The organism is Mesorhizobium jarvisii (assembly GCF_003601985.1).
GTDB lineage: Bacteria > Pseudomonadota > Alphaproteobacteria > Rhizobiales > Rhizobiaceae > Mesorhizobium > Mesorhizobium jarvisii.
Window position 1 is genome coordinate 363,865 of record NZ_QZXA01000003.1, and the last position, 17,080, is coordinate 380,944.

Genomic DNA, 17,080 nt, shown 5'->3' on the forward strand with positions numbered 1-17,080 from the left:
TGGAGCGGAATGTGCATCCGGTATCCCGCTCCAACTTGTTTGTTTGTCGCATGATCCTTGTCCGAAAAGTCTGCAACTTTTCGGGATCGTGCTAGGGAGACTTCATCATGCAGGGCATTCTCTATGAGGAACCCTCGATCTGGCAGTTCTTCTTCGTCACTTGCCTGCTCGGCGGCTGGGCGGCCTGGATGACCGGCAAGGCCAGCGCCCAGACATGGCGCTCCTTCATCCAGCTTTTCGCCTATCTGCTGGGTCTCGGCATCGGCATCCGCTTCATCCATCATGCGCTGTTCGACGGCACGATGTTCTCGCTGCAGTACTATATCGTCGACACCATCGTGCTGATGATATTGGGCTTCGTCGGCTATCAATACACACGAACCAACCAGATGGTCACACAGTATAATTGGCTCTACGAAAGAGCTTCAATCTTGAGCTGGAAACCGAAAGGTTGAGGTTCATCATTAACGCCGGGTCAGGGATGAATCGGCGTGACAAGTGCCTGAAAATCGGCAAACTATGCTTTCTGCGATAAGGGTGGGCATCGCATGAAAGCTTCATCCACGCCCACTCCGTTAATGGGAGCGTTTAAATGAAAAAGTCACTTTTGTCCGCCGTCGCCCTGACCGCGCTTGTCGCGTTCGGCGGCAACGCGTGGGCTGATGTAATGTTCGGCGTTGCCGGTCCGATCACCGGTCCGAACGCGGCCTTCGGCGCACAGCTGCAGAAGGGCGCAGAGGCGGCGGTCGCTGCGATCAATGCCAAGGGCGGCATCAACGGCGAGCAGATCAAGCTTGAAGTCGGCGACGACGTCTCCGACCCGAAGCAAGGCATATCGGTTGCCAACAAGTTCGTCGGCGACGGCGTCAAGTTCGTGATCGGCCACTTCAACTCGGGCGTCTCGATCCCGGCCTCGGAAGTCTACGCCGAAAACAACATCGTCGAAATCACCCCGGCCGCGACCAACCCGAAGTTCACCGAGCGCGGTCTGTGGAACGTGTTCCGCACCTGCGGACGCGACGATCAGCAGGGCAGCATCGCCGGCGCCTATATCGCCGCGAACTTCAAGGATGCCAAGGTCGCCGTCGTGCACGACAAGACCCCTTATGGCCAGGGCCTCGCCGATGAAACCAAGAAGGCGATGAACGCCGCCGGCGTCAAGGAAGTGATGTATGAAGGCGTCAATGTCGGCGACAAGGACTTCTCGGCGCTCATCGCCAAGATGAAGGAAGCCGGCGTCACCCTGATCTATTGGGGCGGCCTGCACACCGAAGCCGGCCTGATCATCCGCCAGTCGGCGGACCAGGGCCTCAAGGCACCGATGATGTCGGGTGCCGGCATCGTGACGGACGAACTCGCGGCGATCGCGGGCGACGCCGTCGCCGGCACGCTCAACACGTTCGGACCCGATCCGCGCCTGATCCCGGCCAACAAGGAACTCGTCGAGAAGTTCCGTGCGCAGGGCTTCGAGCCGGAAGCCTACACGCTCTACGCCTACGCCGCCGTGCAGGTGGTCGCCGAGGCGGCTGCTGCCGCCAAGACGAACGACCCGCAGGCCGTTGCCAAGGCGATGCATGAAAACGGCCCGTTCCCGACCGTTCTGGGCGATCTTGCCTATGACGCCAAGGGCGATCCGAAGCTGCCGGGCTACATCATGTACGAGTGGAAGAAGAAGGACGACGGCAAGTATTCCTGGTTCCCGAAATAAGCTGCTCTGACAGGTCTGAAATCCAAGATGCCCGGCGCAACGCGCCGGGCATTTTCTTTTGGCGCGTTCGGTCGGCCGATGATCTTTCTTGCCGGCTCCCCTCAGGCGGAGAGATCGCATCCAGGATCGAAATTGTCGCCATTGTTCCGTCCGTTGGGGCTAAGGCGTGCGAGTGTTGGCCGGATAATTGATTTAAATCGGTTTAAACCGGCGCTGATTTTGTTTGCACTGCAGCATTTTCACGCTAATCATTGCACCGATTTCCCGTCCCTTCCGCTGCTGGAGCCCAGTCCTTGGCCATCACGAAGATCCTCGTCGCCAACCGGTCAGAAATCGCCATCCGCGTCTTTCGCGCGGCCAATGAACTGGGCCTCAAAACCGTGGCGATCTGGGCCGAGGAAGACAAATATTCGCTGCACCGCTTCAAGGCCGACGAGAGCTACCAGGTCGGGCGCGGTCCGCATCTCATCAAGGATATGGGGCCGATCGAGAGCTATCTGTCGATCGAGGAGGTGATCCGCGTCGCCAGGCTCTCGGGCGCCGATGCCATCCATCCCGGCTACGGGCTTCTGTCCGAAAGCCCCGAATTCGCCGAAGCCTGCGCGCAAGCGGGCATCACCTTCATCGGACCGAAGCCGGACACGATGCGCCGTCTCGGCAACAAGGTCGCGGCGCGCAATCTCGCCATCGAAGTCGGCGTGCCTGTCATTCCCGCCACCGATCCGTTGCCGGACGATATGGAGGCGGTCAAGAAACTGGCCAAGGAGATCGGCTATCCGGTGATGCTGAAGGCCTCCTGGGGCGGCGGCGGGCGCGGCATGCGTGCCATCCGTTCCGAGGCCGATCTCGCCCGCGAGGTCACGGAAGGCAAGCGCGAGGCGAAGGCCGCTTTCGGCAAGGACGAGGTCTATCTCGAAAAGCTGATCGAGCGCGCGCGCCACGTCGAGGTGCAGGTGCTTGGCGACACGCATGGCAATGCCGTGCACCTGTTCGAGCGCGACTGCTCGATCCAGCGCCGCAACCAGAAGGTCGTCGAGCGGGCACCCGCGCCCTATCTCGAAATGGCGCAGCGCGAGGAGCTTTGCGGCTACGCGCTGAAGATCGCGCGCGAGACCAGCTATATCGGCGCCGGCACGGTCGAGTTCCTGCAGGATGCCGATACCGGGAAATTCTATTTCATCGAGGTCAACCCGCGCATCCAGGTCGAGCATACCGTCACCGAGCAGGTGACCGGCATCGACATCGTCAAGGCGCAGATCCACATCCTCGACGGTTTCGCCATCGGCACACCGCAATCGGGCGTGCCGGCGCAGAAGGACATCAGGCTGAACGGCCATGCCTTGCAGTGCCGCATCACCACCGAAGATCCCGAGCACAATTTCATCCCGGATTACGGCCGCATCACCGCCTATCGCGGCGCCACCGGCTTCGGCATCCGGCTGGATGGCGGAACCGCCTATTCCGGCGCCGTCATCACCCGCTTCTACGATCCGCTGCTGGAGAAGGTGACGGCCTGGGCGCCGACGCCGGCCGAGACGATTGCCCGCATGAACCGGGCGCTGCGCGAATTCCGCATCCGCGGCGTCGCCACCAACCTCACCTTCCTCGAAGCGATCATCAACCACCCGAGCTTCGCCGACAACTCCTATACGACCAAGTTCATCGACACGACGCCGGAGCTGTTCCAGCAGGTCAAGCGCCAGGACCGCGCGACCAAGCTGCTCAACTACCTGGCCGATGTCAGCGTCAACGGCCATCCCGAGACGCGCGGCCGGCCGATGCCGAAGGCCGATGCGGCAGCACCGGTCGTGCCCTATCTCAACGGCAATGTGCCGGGCGGCAGCAAGCAGAAGCTGGACGTGCTCGGTCCGGAGAAATTCGCCGGCTGGATGCGCGAGCAGAAGGAAGTTCTGGTCACCGATACCACCATGCGCGACGGCCACCAGTCGCTGCTGGCGACACGCATGCGCACGCATGACATTGCCAATATTGCCGGCACCTATGCGCGCGCCCTGCCGCAGCTTCTGTCGCTCGAATGCTGGGGCGGCGCGACCTTCGACGTCGCCATGCGCTTTCTCACCGAGGATCCTTGGGAGCGGCTGTCGCTGGTGCGCGAGGCGGCCCCCAACCTGCTGCTGCAAATGCTGCTGCGCGGCGCCAACGGCGTCGGCTACACCAATTATCCCGACAACGTCGTGCAGCATTTCGTCAAGCAGGCGGCGAGCGGCGGTATCGACCTGTTCCGCGTCTTCGACTGCCTGAACTGGGTCGAGAACATGCGCGTCGCCATGGACGCGGTCGGCGCCGAGGGCAAGCTGATCGAAGCGGCGATGTGCTATACCGGCGACATTCTCGATCCGGCGCGGGCCAAGTACGACCTGAAATACTATGTCGGCCTGGCCGGCGAACTGCAGGCCGCCGGCGCCCACATCATCGCCGTCAAGGACATGGCGGGCCTGTTGAAGCCGGCGGCGGCCCGCGTGCTGTTCAAGGCGCTGCGCGAGGCGACCGACCTGCCGATCCATTTCCATACCCACGACACGTCGGGCCTGTCGGCGGCGACCGTGCTGGCGGCGGTGGAGAGCGGCGTCGACGCCATCGACGCGGCGATGGATGCCTTCTCCGGCAACACGTCGCAGCCTTGCCTGGGTTCGATCGTCGAGGCGCTGAAGGGCACCGAGCGCGACCCTGGCCTCGACCCGCAATGGATCCGCAAGATCTCGTTCTACTGGGAAGCGGTGCGCAACCAGTATGCCGCCTTCGAAAGCGATCTCAAGGGGCCGGCCTCGGAAGTCTATCTGCATGAAATGCCGGGCGGACAGTTCACCAACCTCAAGGAACAGGCTCGCTCGCTCGGGCTGGAAACGCGCTGGCACGAGGTGGCGCAGACCTATCACGACGTCAATCTGATGTTCGGCGACATCGTCAAGGTGACGCCGTCGTCCAAGGTGGTCGGCGACATGGCGCTGATGATGGTCAGCCAGGACCTCACCGTCGCCGATGTCGAGAACCCGGCCAGGGATATCGCCTTCCCGGACTCGGTCGTCTCGATGCTGCGCGGCGATCTCGGCCAGTCGCCCGGCGGCTGGCCTGCAGCGCTGCAGAAGAAGGCGCTGAAGGGCGACAAGCCGATCACGGCGCGGCCTGGCTCGCTGCTCAAGCCCGCCGATCTCGAGGCCAGCCGCAAGGAGATCGAGGAGAAGCTCGAGCGCAAGCTCTCGGAATACGAGTTCGCCTCCTGGCTGATGTATCCGAAGGTGTTCACCGACTTTGCCGGCGCGCAGGAGACCTACGGGCCGGTCAGCGTCCTGCCGACGCCGACCTATTTCTACGGCATGAAGTCGGAAGACGAGATCTTCATCGACATCGAGAAGGGCAAGACGCTTGTCGTGCGTTGCCTCGCCATCGGCGATGTCGACGACAAGGGCATGGTCACCGTGTTCTTCGAGCTCAACGGCCAGCCGCGGCGCGTGAAGGTGCCGGACCGGGCGCATGGCGCCTCCGCCGCCAAGGCGCGCCGCAAGGCCGAGCCTGGCAACGAGGCGCATGTCGGCGCGCCGATGCCGGGCGTGGTCTCCGCCCTTTCGGTCGCCACCGGCCAGGCGGTGAAGGCCGGTGACGTGCTGCTCTCCATCGAGGCGATGAAGATGGAAACGGCGCTGCATGCCGAGCGCGACGGCACCGTCGCCGAGGTGCTGGTCAAGGCCGGCGACCAGATCGATGCGAAGGATCTGCTGATCGCGTTCGCTTAGGGCATATCGATATTCAGGTGATGCCGGCCTGCGAATAGTGGCTTCCTGGGCTTCCCCGTTCTACTGCGTCGCAGTAGAACTGCGCTCACGTACTTTAAGTACGCTTTGCTCCGGTTCGCGGAAGCCACCATTCTCGGCTCGGCCTGGCCTGAATCTCGACATGCCCAGGTCCATGTGAGCGAGATGGCTGTCGGCTTCTGTCGGCAGCCCTCATGCCTTGTTCGATAACAGCTTGACCCGCCGCCGCCGGTCGGGCATCGAACCGGCTCAAATTTGCCGCCGTCTTTCGCCGAGTCGCGGCCCAGAACCAATTTTGGAGAAAAACATGGCCGACGATATCACCGAGACCAGCCAGACTGTTGCCGCCGGCCAGTTGCGTGCCCTCATCGAACGCATCGAGCGGCTCGAGGAAGAAAAGAAGACGATCGCAGACGACATCAAGGAAGTGTTCGCCGAGGCCAAGGGCACGGGGTTCGACACCAAGGCGATACGCACCATCATCCGGCTGCGCAAGAAGGATCAGGCCGAGCGCCAGGAAGAGGATGCCATCCTCGATCTGTACATGGCAGCGCTCGGCATGGTGTAAGACTAACCGCCCGGTGCCCGATGCGGTTGCCGTGAATACGGTTTGAACCATGAGCGAATTCGACTTCGGCGGACGCCGCGCCTCGGAGTTCCGCCATCGTGGCTTCTGGTCGCTGTTCGCCGAACGGCATCCGGAGGAAAGAGCCCGGCTGGCGCGGCGCGGGCCTTGGTTCTGGCAGCGCGGGCTGCCTGATTTCGCCCTGGTCATTTCCATGTATGTCGCGCCGGCGCAGAACCATGTCGGCGTCTTTTTCGGCCGCAACGAAAAGTTCGGCGCCACGCAAAGCTGGTCGCGGTTGAAGCCGTTCCAGCCGGCGATCGAAGAGAGGCTTAACCTCAGGCCGGAACAAAGTTGCGAGGGCCTCGGCATCAATTCGATGTGGCGGGTCAACTGCTTTGCCGAGGACAACTGGCCCGCCATGACCGACTGGCTGGTGACGGAATGCTCGCGCGTCGAGCGCGCCGTTGTCGATGTGCTCGGACAGGGGTAGGGCGCCGGTGTCCCCGGAAGGCGCCGGATCCTTCTTCCGCTCGCGCTGGCAAGGCGAGGTGCCGATCGACCGGCTGTTCTGGCGCGACATGCTGCTGGTCGGGACGGGGATCAGCATTGCCTCGTCCGTGGTCGCTCTGATCCTGCTTGCGCTGAAGATGCCGGTCGGGCTCGTGCTGGCGGTGCATTTCGCACCGGTGCCCTACAACATCTTCCTCACCATAGCGGTCTGGCGGACGGCCGAGAAATCGGGCGCCAAGGCCGCGCTGATGCTGCTGGGCTCGGCGCTGTGGCTCATCGCCACGGTCGTGGTCTGAGCGGACGGAACGCAGCATGAAAAAGGACGGCCGAAGCCGCCCTTTGCTGAAAGCCTGCGCGATGCCCCTTCAGGCCGCCGGCTCGAAATTAAGCGCCACGCCGTTGATGCAATAGCGCAGACCGGTCGGCGGCGGGCCGTCCTCGAAGACGTGGCCGAGATGGCTGCCGCAGCGCGAGCAATGGCACTCGGTGCGGACCATGCCATAGCTGCGGTCGACGGTGGTCTCGATCGAGCCGGGCACCGGGTCGTTGAAGCTCGGCCAGCCGGTGCCGCTCTCGAACTTCAGCTTGGATTCGAACAGCGGCTGGTCGCAGCCGACGCAGGAAAATGTGCCGGCGCGCTTCTCGTAGAGCAAAGCGCAGCTGCCCGGCCGCTCGGTGCCGTGATTGCGCATGACCGCATATTGCTCCGGCGTCAGCCGGGCGCGCCATTCGGCATCGGTGCGGGTGACGGGGTAAGTGTGGGTGTCCATTTGATCTCCTCAGCCTTGGCGGCTCGTTCTTTGTTGCAACCTCATATTCGCAACAAATAGGCATTTGTTACAAGGTTTGCCCGCATTTACGCTCGCGATCATCATCCTATCGCCGCCAGATAGCGCGCGACAGAGGTGGCCAGGGCCGTCTTGCCACCGCCGATGATGTTCAGGTCCCACCATGCCCCGCGGATATCGTCGAAGGCGAATGGTTCCAATGCCGCCGCTATGCGGCGCACGGCCGCCGCGTTGAGCGGTATCTGGTTGGGATAGCTGTACATGAAGCTGACATGGCGGCGCGTCGGCGTCACCTGCACCGTGTCGCCGGTCAGTAGGGCGTTGCCGCCCTCGCGCTGCCAGTGCAGCACCTGGCTGCCGGCAAAATGGCCGCCGCAGCGGACGAGCGTGAGCGACGGATTGAGGACGAGCGTCTCGCCTTGCCAACTGACGATCGAGGGATGCGGCCGCATGATCCATTGGCGGTCGTCGGCGTGGAGATAGATCGGCACGCCGCCAAACGCTTCGCTCCAACATGCCATCGCCGAGTAGAAGTGGCAGTGCGAAATGGCGATGGCCGCCAGGCCGCCGCGGCGGTTGATCTCGGCCACCGCCTCGTCGCTGACCATCGAGACGCAGTCCCACAGCACATTGCCATGCGGCGTCTGCACCAGCTGCGCCCGCTGGCCGATAGCAAAGCGCGGCTCGATGCCGAAGCCGAGCACGCCGGCATCATCCCGCATCACCAGTCGATGCCCGGCAGAGAGCTCCTGCGGCGCGATCCAGGCCTGGCCTTCCCAGCGCACGAACTGCCGCTCGTCCTCGCAGATCGGGCAGTGTTGCAGCGGCGTCTCCGTCGCCGCGAATTGGACGCCGCATTGCAGGCAGAGGAAGCAGGTCATGGTGGCTCCGGAAATTGCTCAGTGTTTTCTGGAAAGCTGCTTCGTTGCGCTTTCGAGCCCGGCCAGCGTCAGCGGGAACATGCGGCCGCCGAAGATGTCGCGGATCATGGCGATCGAATGGGTGTAACCCCAGTTCTTTTCGCTCTCGGGATTGAGCCATACCGCATTCGGCCATTGCTGCAGCAGGCGGCCGAGCCAGACGGCGCCTGCCTCCGGGTTCCAATGCTCGACCGAGCCGCCGGGGTGGGCGATCTCGTAAGGGCTCATCGCGGCGTCGCCGACGACGATCACCTTGTAGTCCGGGCCGTATTTGTGGAGGAGATCGAAGGTCGGAATCACCTCGGCATGGCGGCGGCGATTGTCCTTCCACACGCCCTCGTAGAGGCAGTTGTGGAAGTAAAAATATTCGAGCTGGCGGAATTCGGCACGCGCCGCCGAAAACAGCTCTTCGACAGTTTTAATGTGGTCGTCCATCGAGCCGCCGACATCGAAGAACATCAAAAGCTTGACCGCGTTGCGGCGCTCGGGCCGCGTCTGCACGTCGAGATAGCCATGCTCGGCGGTGGCGTGGATGGTGCCGGGCAGGTCGAATTCCTCCTCGGCGCCCACGCGCACCCAGCGGCGCAGCCGCTTCAGCGCGATCTTGATGTTGCGGGTGCCGAGCTCGACGGCATCGTCGAAATTGCGGAACTCGCGCTTGTCCCAGACCTTCACCGCGCGGCGGTTGCGGCTTTCGTGCTGGCCGATGCGCACGCCTTCGGGATTGTAGCCATAGGCGCCGAAGGGCGAGGTGCCGCCGGTGCCTATCCATTTCGAGCCGCCCTGATGGCGGCCTTTCTGCTCCTCCAGCCTTTGCTTCAAGGTCTCCATCAGCTTTTCGAAGCCACCGAGCGCCTCGACCAGCTTTTTCTCCTCCTCGGTCAAATGCTTTTCGGCAAGCCGGCGCAGCCATTCCTCCGGGATGTTGGCAACGTCCACCGCATCCGGTCCGCCCAGCGCTTCAATGCCCTTGAAGACATGCGCGAATACCTGGTCGAAGCGGTCGATGTGGCGCTCGTCCTTCACCAGAGCGGCGCGGGCCAGGTAATAAAAACCCTCGACGTCATAGTCGACCAGCCCGGCTTCCAGTCCTTCCAGCAGTGACAGATATTCCCTGAGCGAGACGGGAACACGTGCGGCCTTCAGTTCGAGGAAGAAGGGGATGAACATTGTCTATCTACAGCAGATCATACTCGATGAAGCCGGTGCGGCGCGCCACGTGGTCGTAGAGCTTGCGCGCCGTGGCATTGGTTTCGTGCGTCATCCAGTAGACATTCTTGACGCCGATCTTTGCCGCTTCCTGCTTTACGGCATTGATCAGCGCCGCACCGATGCCCTTGCCGCGCACGTCCGGGTCGGCGAACAAGTCCTGCAGGTAGCAGTTGTTTTTCTCGGACCAGCCTGAGCGATGGTAGAGATAGTGGGTGAGGCCGACCGCCTTGCCGTCGAGCGTGGCGATAAAACCCTTCGGCTCGAATTCGCCTTCCGTGAACAGCCGCTTCCAGGTGACGGCATAGACCTCTTCCGGCAGCCTGGTTTCATAGAAGGTAAGGTAGTCGGTCCACAGGCGCTTCCAGTCGGCGTGGTCGGACTGTGCGAGCGGGCGGACAATAATCTCGGACATTTCATCTCCTGCGAAAGGTTGTGGCCGAAGCTGCCGTCCTGTCCGGCCCGCCGCAACGGTCCACGGTCGGGGAAAGCGCTATTGCTGTCTTCTGGCCATGAAGGCCAGGCGCTCGAACAGATGCACGTCCTGTTCGTTCTTCAGCAGTGCGCCATGCAGTTTGGGCAATGCGTTCTTCGGGTCGGCGCGTAAATCCTCGGGTGCGATGTCGTCTGCGACCAGCAGGCGGATCCAGTCGAGCGCCTCGGAGGTCGACGGCTTCTTCTTCAGGCCGGGGACCTCGCGGATCTCGTAGAACTGGGTAAGTGCCGCGCGCACCAGATTCTGCTTGATACCGGGATAATGGACGTCGACGATCCTGTGCAGCGTGTCGACGTCGGGAAAGCGGATGTAGTGGAAGAAGCAGCGGCGCAGGAAGGCGTCCGGCAGTTCCTTCTCATTGTTGGAGGTGATGATGACGATCGGCCTGATAGCAGCGCGGATGGTCTCGCCGGTCTCGTAGACGAAGAACTCCATCCGGTCGAGTTCCTGCAGAAGGTCGTTGGGGAACTCGATGTCGGCCTTGTCGATCTCGTCGATGAGGAGCACAACCTTCTTGCCCGCCGCGAACGCCTCCCAGAGCTTGCCGCGCTTGATGTAGTTCTTGATGTCGTTGAACCTGGCATCGCCGAGCTGGCTGTCGCGCAGCCGTGACACGGCGTCATACTCGTAAAGGCCTTGCTGCGCCCGCGTCGTCGATTTGACGTGCCATTCGATGAGATCGAGGCCAAGTGCCGCCGCCACCTGGCGGGCAAGCTCGGTCTTGCCGGTGCCGGGCTCGCCCTTGACCAGCAGGGGCCGCTCCAGCGCGATCGCCGCGTTGACGGCCACCATCAGATCCTTGTCGGCGACATAGGCCGCCGTGCCTTCGAAACGCATTTTTGCTCCTTGGTTCACCCTGTGACCGTAAGGACGCCGCCCGGCCTGTGCAAGGGTGCAGCGCGGATGGCGAATAAAGCCGCCGAGACTGCCGGTCTCACTGGCGCTCGACCGATGAGCGGCCTATATTGGGAGGGACGGTCTGTGCTTCCCGGCAGGAGAACATTTTCCCCGGGGCCTTAACGATCCTTAGGGAGCTGTCCCTGGGAAGACCCGTGGGTTTTCTCACACGGCGCCCACCTACTTTGTAGGTTCCCGGGATCGCTCTCTCCACCGGTTGTGTGGATCGTCACTTCTTGCCCCTGTATCCACGCATTTCGGTGGATGATGCGGTGGAAAACGTCGCTCCCAAAACGCAATCCCGATCCGGCCTTTTCTATCGTCCGCGCATGACATCTCTCAAAGACCAGAAAAAACAGCTGCGACTCCAGGCGCTTGGACGCCGCGATGCGCTCGATGAATTCTGGCGGGTGGAGATGGCGCTCGAAATGGCAGAGACGGCGCGCGATCATCTCGCCATCGAGCCCGGCCAAATCGTCTCCGGCTTCTGGCCGATGCGTTCGGAAGTCGACGTAAGGCCCTTGATGTTTGCCTTGCGTGAACAGGGCGCGAGGCTTTGCCTGCCCGCCATTCTCGACAAGACCACGATCGTCTTTCGCGAACTGGTGCGCGGCGCGCCGATGGTCGACATGGGCTTCGGCACGGTCGGGCCCCATGAAGAGGCCGAGGTGCTCGATCCCGAGGTGATGCTGGTGCCGCTCGCCGCCTTCGACGCGCGCGGCCACCGCATCGGCTATGGCGCCGGCTATTACGACCGCGCGATCGCGAAGCTCGTCGACAAGGGGCATACGCCCCGGCTGATCGGCATCGCCTTCGACTGCCAGGAGGTGGCACAGGTTCCGGACGAGAACCATGACGTGGTCATCCCGGAAATACTCACCGAGAGCGGGTTGCGCCGCTTCACGCCAAAATTGTAGATAATGGAGGCATGATCTTTTCGCGGATGTCATGCAGCTTTTGCTTCGCTGACTTTCGGTGCGGGATCATATGAGACTTCTCTTCCTCGGTGACATGGTCGGAAAAACGGGACGCACGGCGGTGTGGGAACAACTGCCCGGCCTGATATCGGACTTCAAACTCGATTTCGTCATCGTCAATGGCGAGAATGCCGCCGGCGGCTTCGGCATCACCGAGGAGATCTTTCGCGAGACCATCGCGGCGGGCGCCGATGTCGTAACCACCGGCAATCATGTCTGGGATCAGCGCGATGCGCTGGCCTTCGCGCCGCGCGAAGAACGCTTCCTACGTCCGTCGAATTTTCCCAAAGGCACACCCGGGCGCGGCTCCGGCGTCTACATCGCCAGAAGCGGCGCGCGCGTGCTGGTCGCCAACATCATGGGCCGGGTGTTCATGCATCCCGAACTCGACGATCCGTTCCAGGCCGGCGAACGCGAGCTTGCCGCCTGCCCGCTCGGCGAACAGGCGGATGCGGTGGTGATCGACTTCCATGCCGAGGCAACCTCGGAAAAGATGTGCTTCGCGCATTTTGTCGACGGCCGCGCCAGCCTAGTCGTCGGCACCCACACCCACCAGCCGACCGCAGACCACCAGATCCTCAATGGCGGCACCGGCTATCTGTCGGATGCCGGCATGTGCGGCGACTATGATTCCTCGCTCGGCATGGACAAGGAGGAACCGCTCAACCGGTTCCTGTCGAAAGTGCCGAAGGGGCGCTTCGAGGCAGCGACCGGCCCGGCGACCTTGTGTGGGGTCGGTGTCAATATTTCCGATCGTACCGGACTGACCGAGAAGATCGCGCCGTTTCGTCGCGGGCCCAGACTGGAAGAAACGGCTCCATCCTTCTGGTCATGACATTGATATCGGCGCGCGCAGTACCTAACTGCCGACGACATCTGCTTCAGATCGTTAAAAGAGGGGACAACGACCTCCATGCAGCTTATCGAATTTCTTGCGCCGCATTTTCAATTCGTTTCCGATCCAACCGCATGGGTCGCCTTGCTGACGCTGGTGGTGCTCGAGATTGTGCTCGGCATCGACAATCTGATCTTCATCTCGATCCTGACCAACAAGCTGCCGGAAGCGCAGCGGGCCCGCGCCCGCCGGCTCGGCATTTCGGCGGCGCTGGTCATGCGGCTGGTGCTGCTGGCCACCATTTCGATCATCGTCCAACTGACGACGCCGGTCTTCACCGCCTTCGGCCATGGCTTCTCCTGGCGCGACCTGATCCTGATCGCCGGCGGCCTGTTCCTGGTGTGGAAGGCGACCAAGGAGATCCATCACACGGTCGATCCCGACGACCACAAGGACACGATGATGGGTGAGACGCTCAAGATCTCGCTTGCCGGCGCGATCTTCCAGATCCTGCTGCTCGACCTCGTCTTTTCGATCGATTCCATCATCACCGCCGTCGGCATGACCGACGAGATCGCCATCATGTACATCGCCGTGATCGTGGCCGTCAGCGTGATGATGCTGGCGGCGGGTCCGCTGGCCAACTTCATCGCCAAGAACCCCAGCATCGTCATGCTGGCCCTGGGCTTCCTGTTGATGATCGGCATGACGCTGATCGCCGACGGCATGGGCTACCACGTGCCCAAGGGCTACATCTACGCGGCGATGGGTTTCTCGGCCCTGGTCGAGGGGCTCAACATGCTGGCGCGGCGGCGCAGGAAAGCGAAGCCCGGCGACGGGCATTGAGCATCGGGGTGTTGGGGCATCTAACGCCCCGGCACGCCCTTCGGGTGGCGGTCGCCTATCAGGCCAAGCGTCAGACCCTGTTCCAGCCAGGCCTTGGCGCCGGCCAGCACCAGCGTGAAGCCACCGGTCGAGCCGATCGCTTCCTTAACCTGCTCGTCGCCCGTCCCGGCGAAACCGAAGTTACGGACCTCGAGAAAGGTCGCATCCCCGGGCATTTCGTTGAAGGTCCAGACCACCGTGGTCGGCGGATCGCTCCATTGCATGACGATCCTTTCGTTCCTGACGATCTCGCTGGCCTTGGCTGTCGTCGAGACGCCATACATGCGCCATTCCCAGCGGACCTCCTTGCCGCTGTCCAGCCGGTCGCTGCCATGAGTGAACCAGAATTTGGTGGTGACGGCTGGATCGACGATGGCCTCGAACACTTCGGCGACAGGCCGCCGGATCAGCATGCCGGCTTCGGCTGTCGGGGTTTCGCGGATCTCCATGGCGGTCTCCTTTCTGGCCTTGGCGCTCACCAGGCGTCGGGCTCGCGCAGCATGTGGACGACGCTGGCCGGGTTGGTGATCCAGCCGCCGCGAAAGCCTTCGCCCAAGGGCTCGATGGCATCGCAACGCACGACGCCGGCCTCGGCGAGGTGTGCGGCAGCGGTCGTGAAATCCTCGGTGAACAGTTCCAGCCAGACCTCGGCTTGGCTAAACATCGGCGCCTCGTCGATCCATAGGCGGTTTGGCCCGAGCTCGAAGCCGATCGCCGGCGCCTTGGCGGTGAATGGCTTCAGGCCGACGATATCGCGGTAGAAGGCGATCGTCGCCTCAAACTGATGCGGCGGCACCTTCATGGCGATGTTGATGCCGCCGGTGATTTTCGTCGTCATTGCTGTCTCCATTGCGCTGCGCTTGGGTGTCTTCGTGATCGTTTCGGCCAGGTTCGGTCAGGCCAGGTTGACTTGCCAGGAGACACCAAACCTGTCGTTCAACCACGCAAAGCGGCGGCTGAAACCGTAATTGTCGGGTGGCATCAGGAACCCGCCATCCTTCGCCAGTGCGTCGACGATGCGGTCCAGTTCCTCCGAGGAGGAGCAGTCGATATAGAACGAGACCGACGGCGTGAAGCCGAAGGCGTGGTGCACGGGGCTGTTGAAGACCATGACGTCCAGGCCGGCGATCGAAGCGCGCGCCAGCTTCAGCGTCCCTTCCGGGCCATCCTCACCGGCGCCATAGCGGGTGATGTCGAGGATGTTGCTGCCGGGAATGGTCTCGCAATAAAGCGCCATCGCCTCCTCGGCCTTGCCCTCGAACATCAGGAACGGTGTTACTTTCGTCATCGCTGGCCTCCGTTTTCGCTGCTCAAACATTGGTCTCGTTGGCGGGTTCGCCCTTCATCTCGCTGCGGTAATAGCCGTCGCGCAGATTGATGCCGTATTCGACATAAGCCTTCATGCAGGCCAGCATCTGCGACCAACCCTCGCAGTTGAGGTAGGATTTCTTCAGGCCGACCGCGCCTTCCTGCCAGCCGCTTTCGGCGATGGTGACAAAGGTGCCGCCATCGTCCAGCTGTTCGAAATTCATCTCGATGCGGGTCTTGTAGGCCGGCTTGCCGTCGGCGTCGGTGGCGTCCCAGCGCAGCACGATACGGCTGTCCCTGACCACCTCGTCGACCTCGACCGGCACCGTGCCCCACCAGACGACGCTGGTGCCGGTCTTGAGCGGTGCGCTGGCGCCGCCGATGGTGGTGAAATAGCCGCTCAGCTTCCTGGGGTTGATGACGGCGTCGAAGACTTCGGCGACCGGTTTGCCGATGCGGCCGGAAACGCGGAATCCAAGAGACATATCCACAGCTCCATCCTTGATCGGTTCGACGATATGTTATATAAACATAACATGTCAAGTCGATCGCAAGATGACAATGTTTTCAAGGCGCTGGCGCACCCGCGCCGGCGCGAAATGCTCGATCGGCTGAAGGACGAACCGAAGACCACCGGTATGCTGTGCGATGCCTTCCCCGACATCGACCGCTGCACCGTCATGCTGCACCTCAAGGTGCTGGAGGAGGCGGAGCTGATCGTCGCGCGCCGCGACGGACGCGAGCGCTGGAACCATCTCAACGCACTGCCGATCAAGCAGATCCACGACCGCTGGATCAGCCAGTATGCCGGCCATGCGCTCAGCATCATCGACCGGCTGAAGTCCGATCTGGAGGCATGAGCGCCTGTAGACGTCCTTGTTGGCTGCCGGCAGCACGGCGCGGCTGGACGAATTGAGCCGATTTATCTATAAGCCGGCCATTCCGGCAGAGAACGCCGTGCTTCCACGGGTTGCACCTGGGACGCTCTGAAATTTGAATTCGAGCATTTTGCAAGGGCGAGGTGATCCACCTGGCTGCGAGATGCTCTAGCCGAACACGACAGGGGTGCCATGGCTGGCCATTCACAGTTCAAGAACATCATGCACCGCAAGGGCCGTCAGGACGCGGTGCGGTCGAAAATGTTTTCCAAGCTGGCGCGCGAAATCACCGTGGCCGCCAAGAGCGGCACGCCCGACCCATCGATGAACCCACGCCTGCGGCTGGCGATCCAGAACGCCAAGGCGGTGTCGATGCCGAAGGACAACATCCAGCGCGCCATCAACAAGGCGTCGATGGGCGATGCCGAAAACTACGAGGCCGTGCGCTATGAGGGCTATGGCCCAGGAGGCGTCGCCGTCATCGTCGAGGCGTTGACCGACAACCGCAACCGCTCGGCGTCGAATGTGCGCGCGGCCTTCACCAAGGCCGGCGGCGCGATGGGCGAAACCGGTTCGGTGTCCTTCATGTGGGACCGCGTCGGCGAGATCTATTATCCGGCATCGCCCGGCAGCGCCGACAAGGTCATGGAAGCGGCGATCGAGGCCGGCGCCGACGATGTCGAAAGCGACGAGGAAGGCCACACGATCTATTGCGCCTTCGAGAATCTCGGCGAGGTGTCGAAGGCACTGGAAGCCGCGCTCGGCGAAGCTGAATCGGTGAAGCTGATCTGGCGGCCGCAGAACAATGTTCCGGTCGACGAGGAACGGGCACAGTCGCTGATGAAGCTGGTCGCCACGCTCGAGGACGACGATGACGTGCAAAGCGTCTACGCCAACTTCGAAGTCGACGACGAGACCTTGGCCAAGCTCAGCGCGGCGTGATCGGTTGGGATATGAGCAAAGCTCAATCCGATATGGACAGAGCTCAATCCGATAGGAGCGGGGCGCCGTTGCCCGCCATCCGCATCACCTATTGCACGCAGTGCCAGTGGCTGCTGCGTGCCGGCTGGATGGCGCAGGAACTGCTCTCCACCTTCGGCACCGATCTCGGCGAAGTGACGCTTGTGCCTGGCACCGGCGGCGTCTTCACCATCTCCTGCAATGATGTTCTCATCTGGGATCGCAAGCGCGACGGCGGCTTTCCCGATGCGGCAAAACTCAAGCAGCTGGTGCGCGACGTGATCGACCCCGATCGCGATCTCGGTCATTCCGACCGCAAGGGCCACACGTCAAAGGGGCACACGCAAAAAGACCCCGCCTGAGCGGGGCCC

General features: G+C 62.5%; 21 protein-coding genes and 1 other RNA gene. 13 read left to right on the forward strand and 9 right to left on the reverse strand.

All coding sequences use genetic code 11. The annotated features are described in order from the left end of the window. Positions 1 to 107 precede the first annotated feature (107 nt). The 6 genes from D3242_RS09320 (at position 108) to D3242_RS09345 (ending at position 6,852) form a co-directional block, all read left to right on the forward strand. Positions 108 to 455, forward strand: coding sequence for a DUF6867 family protein (locus tag D3242_RS09320; RefSeq protein ID WP_010912085.1), 348 nt, complete (start codon positions 108 to 110; stop codon positions 453 to 455). A gap of 137 nt (positions 456 to 592) precedes the next feature. Continuing rightward, on the forward strand, positions 593 to 1,708 hold the full coding sequence (locus D3242_RS09325) for a branched-chain amino acid ABC transporter substrate-binding protein (protein ID WP_120145497.1): 1,116 nt from the start codon (positions 593 to 595) through the stop codon (positions 1,706 to 1,708). 293 nt (positions 1,709 to 2,001) lie between these two features. Beyond that, positions 2,002 to 5,460 (forward strand): pyruvate carboxylase, encoded by a 3,459-nt coding sequence (gene pyc / locus D3242_RS09330; protein ID WP_064981258.1) that lies wholly within the window; start codon positions 2,002 to 2,004, stop codon positions 5,458 to 5,460. A 325-nt stretch (positions 5,461 to 5,785) separates the two neighbouring features. Further along, positions 5,786 to 6,046, forward strand: a complete 261-nt coding sequence (locus tag D3242_RS09335) for a DUF2312 domain-containing protein (RefSeq protein WP_010912082.1) — start codon at positions 5,786 to 5,788, stop codon at positions 6,044 to 6,046. 49 nt (positions 6,047 to 6,095) lie between these two features. Next, positions 6,096 to 6,536, forward strand: a complete 441-nt coding sequence (locus D3242_RS09340; protein WP_019861789.1) for a hypothetical protein — start codon at positions 6,096 to 6,098, stop codon at positions 6,534 to 6,536. Next, positions 6,517 to 6,852, forward strand: a complete 336-nt coding sequence (locus D3242_RS09345) for a hypothetical protein (protein WP_064981256.1) — start codon at positions 6,517 to 6,519, stop codon at positions 6,850 to 6,852. Before D3242_RS09340 ends, D3242_RS09345 begins: the two co-directional genes overlap by 20 nt. A gap of 69 nt (positions 6,853 to 6,921) precedes the next feature. On the opposite strand, the gene msrB is transcribed toward D3242_RS09345, so the two are convergent. From msrB to D3242_RS09370, 5 genes are all read right to left on the reverse strand, one after another. Then, the gene (gene msrB, locus D3242_RS09350) at positions 6,922 to 7,326 is read right to left on the reverse strand and encodes a peptide-methionine (R)-S-oxide reductase MsrB (protein ID WP_010912078.1); all 405 of its coding nucleotides are present in this window, start codon (positions 7,324 to 7,326) and stop codon (positions 6,922 to 6,924) included. Between the two features lie 101 nt (positions 7,327 to 7,427). Beyond that, positions 7,428 to 8,225, reverse strand: coding sequence for an MBL fold metallo-hydrolase (locus D3242_RS09355; RefSeq protein ID WP_064981254.1), 798 nt, complete (start codon positions 8,223 to 8,225; stop codon positions 7,428 to 7,430). A gap of 18 nt (positions 8,226 to 8,243) precedes the next feature. Beyond that, complete coding sequence (locus D3242_RS09360) at positions 8,244 to 9,434, reverse strand: vWA domain-containing protein (protein ID WP_064981252.1); 1,191 nt, start codon at positions 9,432 to 9,434, stop codon at positions 8,244 to 8,246. Positions 9,435 to 9,441: 7 nt separating this feature from the next. Next, positions 9,442 to 9,888 carry a GNAT family N-acetyltransferase gene (locus D3242_RS09365; RefSeq protein WP_019861783.1) on the reverse strand — a complete coding sequence of 149 codons (447 nt, stop codon included), beginning with the start codon at positions 9,886 to 9,888 and terminating at the stop codon, positions 9,442 to 9,444. Between the two features lie 78 nt (positions 9,889 to 9,966). Then, positions 9,967 to 10,806, reverse strand: a complete 840-nt coding sequence (locus D3242_RS09370) for an AAA family ATPase (RefSeq protein WP_027047501.1) — start codon at positions 10,804 to 10,806, stop codon at positions 9,967 to 9,969. Between the two features lie 136 nt (positions 10,807 to 10,942). On the opposite strand from D3242_RS09370, the gene ssrS reads away from it, so the two are divergent. The 4 genes from ssrS (at position 10,943) to D3242_RS09390 (ending at position 13,524) form a co-directional block, all read left to right on the forward strand. After that, positions 10,943 to 11,098: non-coding RNA, 6S RNA (gene ssrS, locus D3242_RS09375), on the forward strand. A 97-nt stretch (positions 11,099 to 11,195) separates the two neighbouring features. Further along, entirely contained in the window at positions 11,196 to 11,783 is a 588-nt protein-coding gene (locus tag D3242_RS09380) for a 5-formyltetrahydrofolate cyclo-ligase (protein WP_064981721.1), read from the forward strand. A gap of 70 nt (positions 11,784 to 11,853) precedes the next feature. Further along, positions 11,854 to 12,678 carry a TIGR00282 family metallophosphoesterase gene (locus D3242_RS09385; protein ID WP_019861780.1) on the forward strand — a complete coding sequence of 275 codons (825 nt, stop codon included), beginning with the start codon at positions 11,854 to 11,856 and terminating at the stop codon, positions 12,676 to 12,678. A gap of 78 nt (positions 12,679 to 12,756) precedes the next feature. Then, positions 12,757 to 13,524, forward strand: coding sequence for a TerC family protein (locus D3242_RS09390; RefSeq protein ID WP_019861779.1), 768 nt, complete (start codon positions 12,757 to 12,759; stop codon positions 13,522 to 13,524). 20 nt (positions 13,525 to 13,544) lie between these two features. Here D3242_RS09390 and D3242_RS09395 read toward each other — a convergent pair whose 3' ends face one another. The 4 genes from D3242_RS09395 to D3242_RS09410 are packed head-to-tail and all read right to left on the reverse strand — an operon-like array spanning position 13,545 to position 15,356. Continuing rightward, positions 13,545 to 14,012: an SRPBCC family protein gene (locus tag D3242_RS09395; protein ID WP_027047499.1), complete on the reverse strand. Its 468-nt coding sequence runs from the start codon at positions 14,010 to 14,012 to the stop codon at positions 13,545 to 13,547. A gap of 26 nt (positions 14,013 to 14,038) precedes the next feature. Next, a complete protein-coding gene (locus tag D3242_RS09400) occupies positions 14,039 to 14,401 on the reverse strand; it encodes a glyoxalase/bleomycin resistance/dioxygenase family protein (RefSeq protein WP_064981251.1) in 363 nt (120 codons plus the stop codon). Between the two features lie 57 nt (positions 14,402 to 14,458). Beyond that, positions 14,459 to 14,851, reverse strand: coding sequence for a VOC family protein (locus tag D3242_RS09405; RefSeq protein ID WP_020629069.1), 393 nt, complete (start codon positions 14,849 to 14,851; stop codon positions 14,459 to 14,461). 22 nt (positions 14,852 to 14,873) lie between these two features. Further along, on the reverse strand, positions 14,874 to 15,356 hold the full coding sequence (locus D3242_RS09410) for an SRPBCC domain-containing protein (protein WP_038650300.1): 483 nt from the start codon (positions 15,354 to 15,356) through the stop codon (positions 14,874 to 14,876). Between the two features lie 51 nt (positions 15,357 to 15,407). On the opposite strand from D3242_RS09410, the gene D3242_RS09415 reads away from it, so the two are divergent. The 3 genes from D3242_RS09415 (at position 15,408) to D3242_RS09425 (ending at position 17,071) form a co-directional block, all read left to right on the forward strand. Beyond that, positions 15,408 to 15,731: an ArsR/SmtB family transcription factor gene (locus tag D3242_RS09415; RefSeq protein ID WP_010912067.1), complete on the forward strand. Its 324-nt coding sequence runs from the start codon at positions 15,408 to 15,410 to the stop codon at positions 15,729 to 15,731. Between the two features lie 210 nt (positions 15,732 to 15,941). Further along, positions 15,942 to 16,691: a YebC/PmpR family DNA-binding transcriptional regulator gene (locus tag D3242_RS09420; protein ID WP_064981249.1), complete on the forward strand. Its 750-nt coding sequence runs from the start codon at positions 15,942 to 15,944 to the stop codon at positions 16,689 to 16,691. 32 nt (positions 16,692 to 16,723) lie between these two features. Then, positions 16,724 to 17,071, forward strand: a complete 348-nt coding sequence (locus tag D3242_RS09425) for an Rdx family protein (RefSeq protein ID WP_019861772.1) — start codon at positions 16,724 to 16,726, stop codon at positions 17,069 to 17,071. Positions 17,072 to 17,080: the final 9 nt, after the last annotated feature.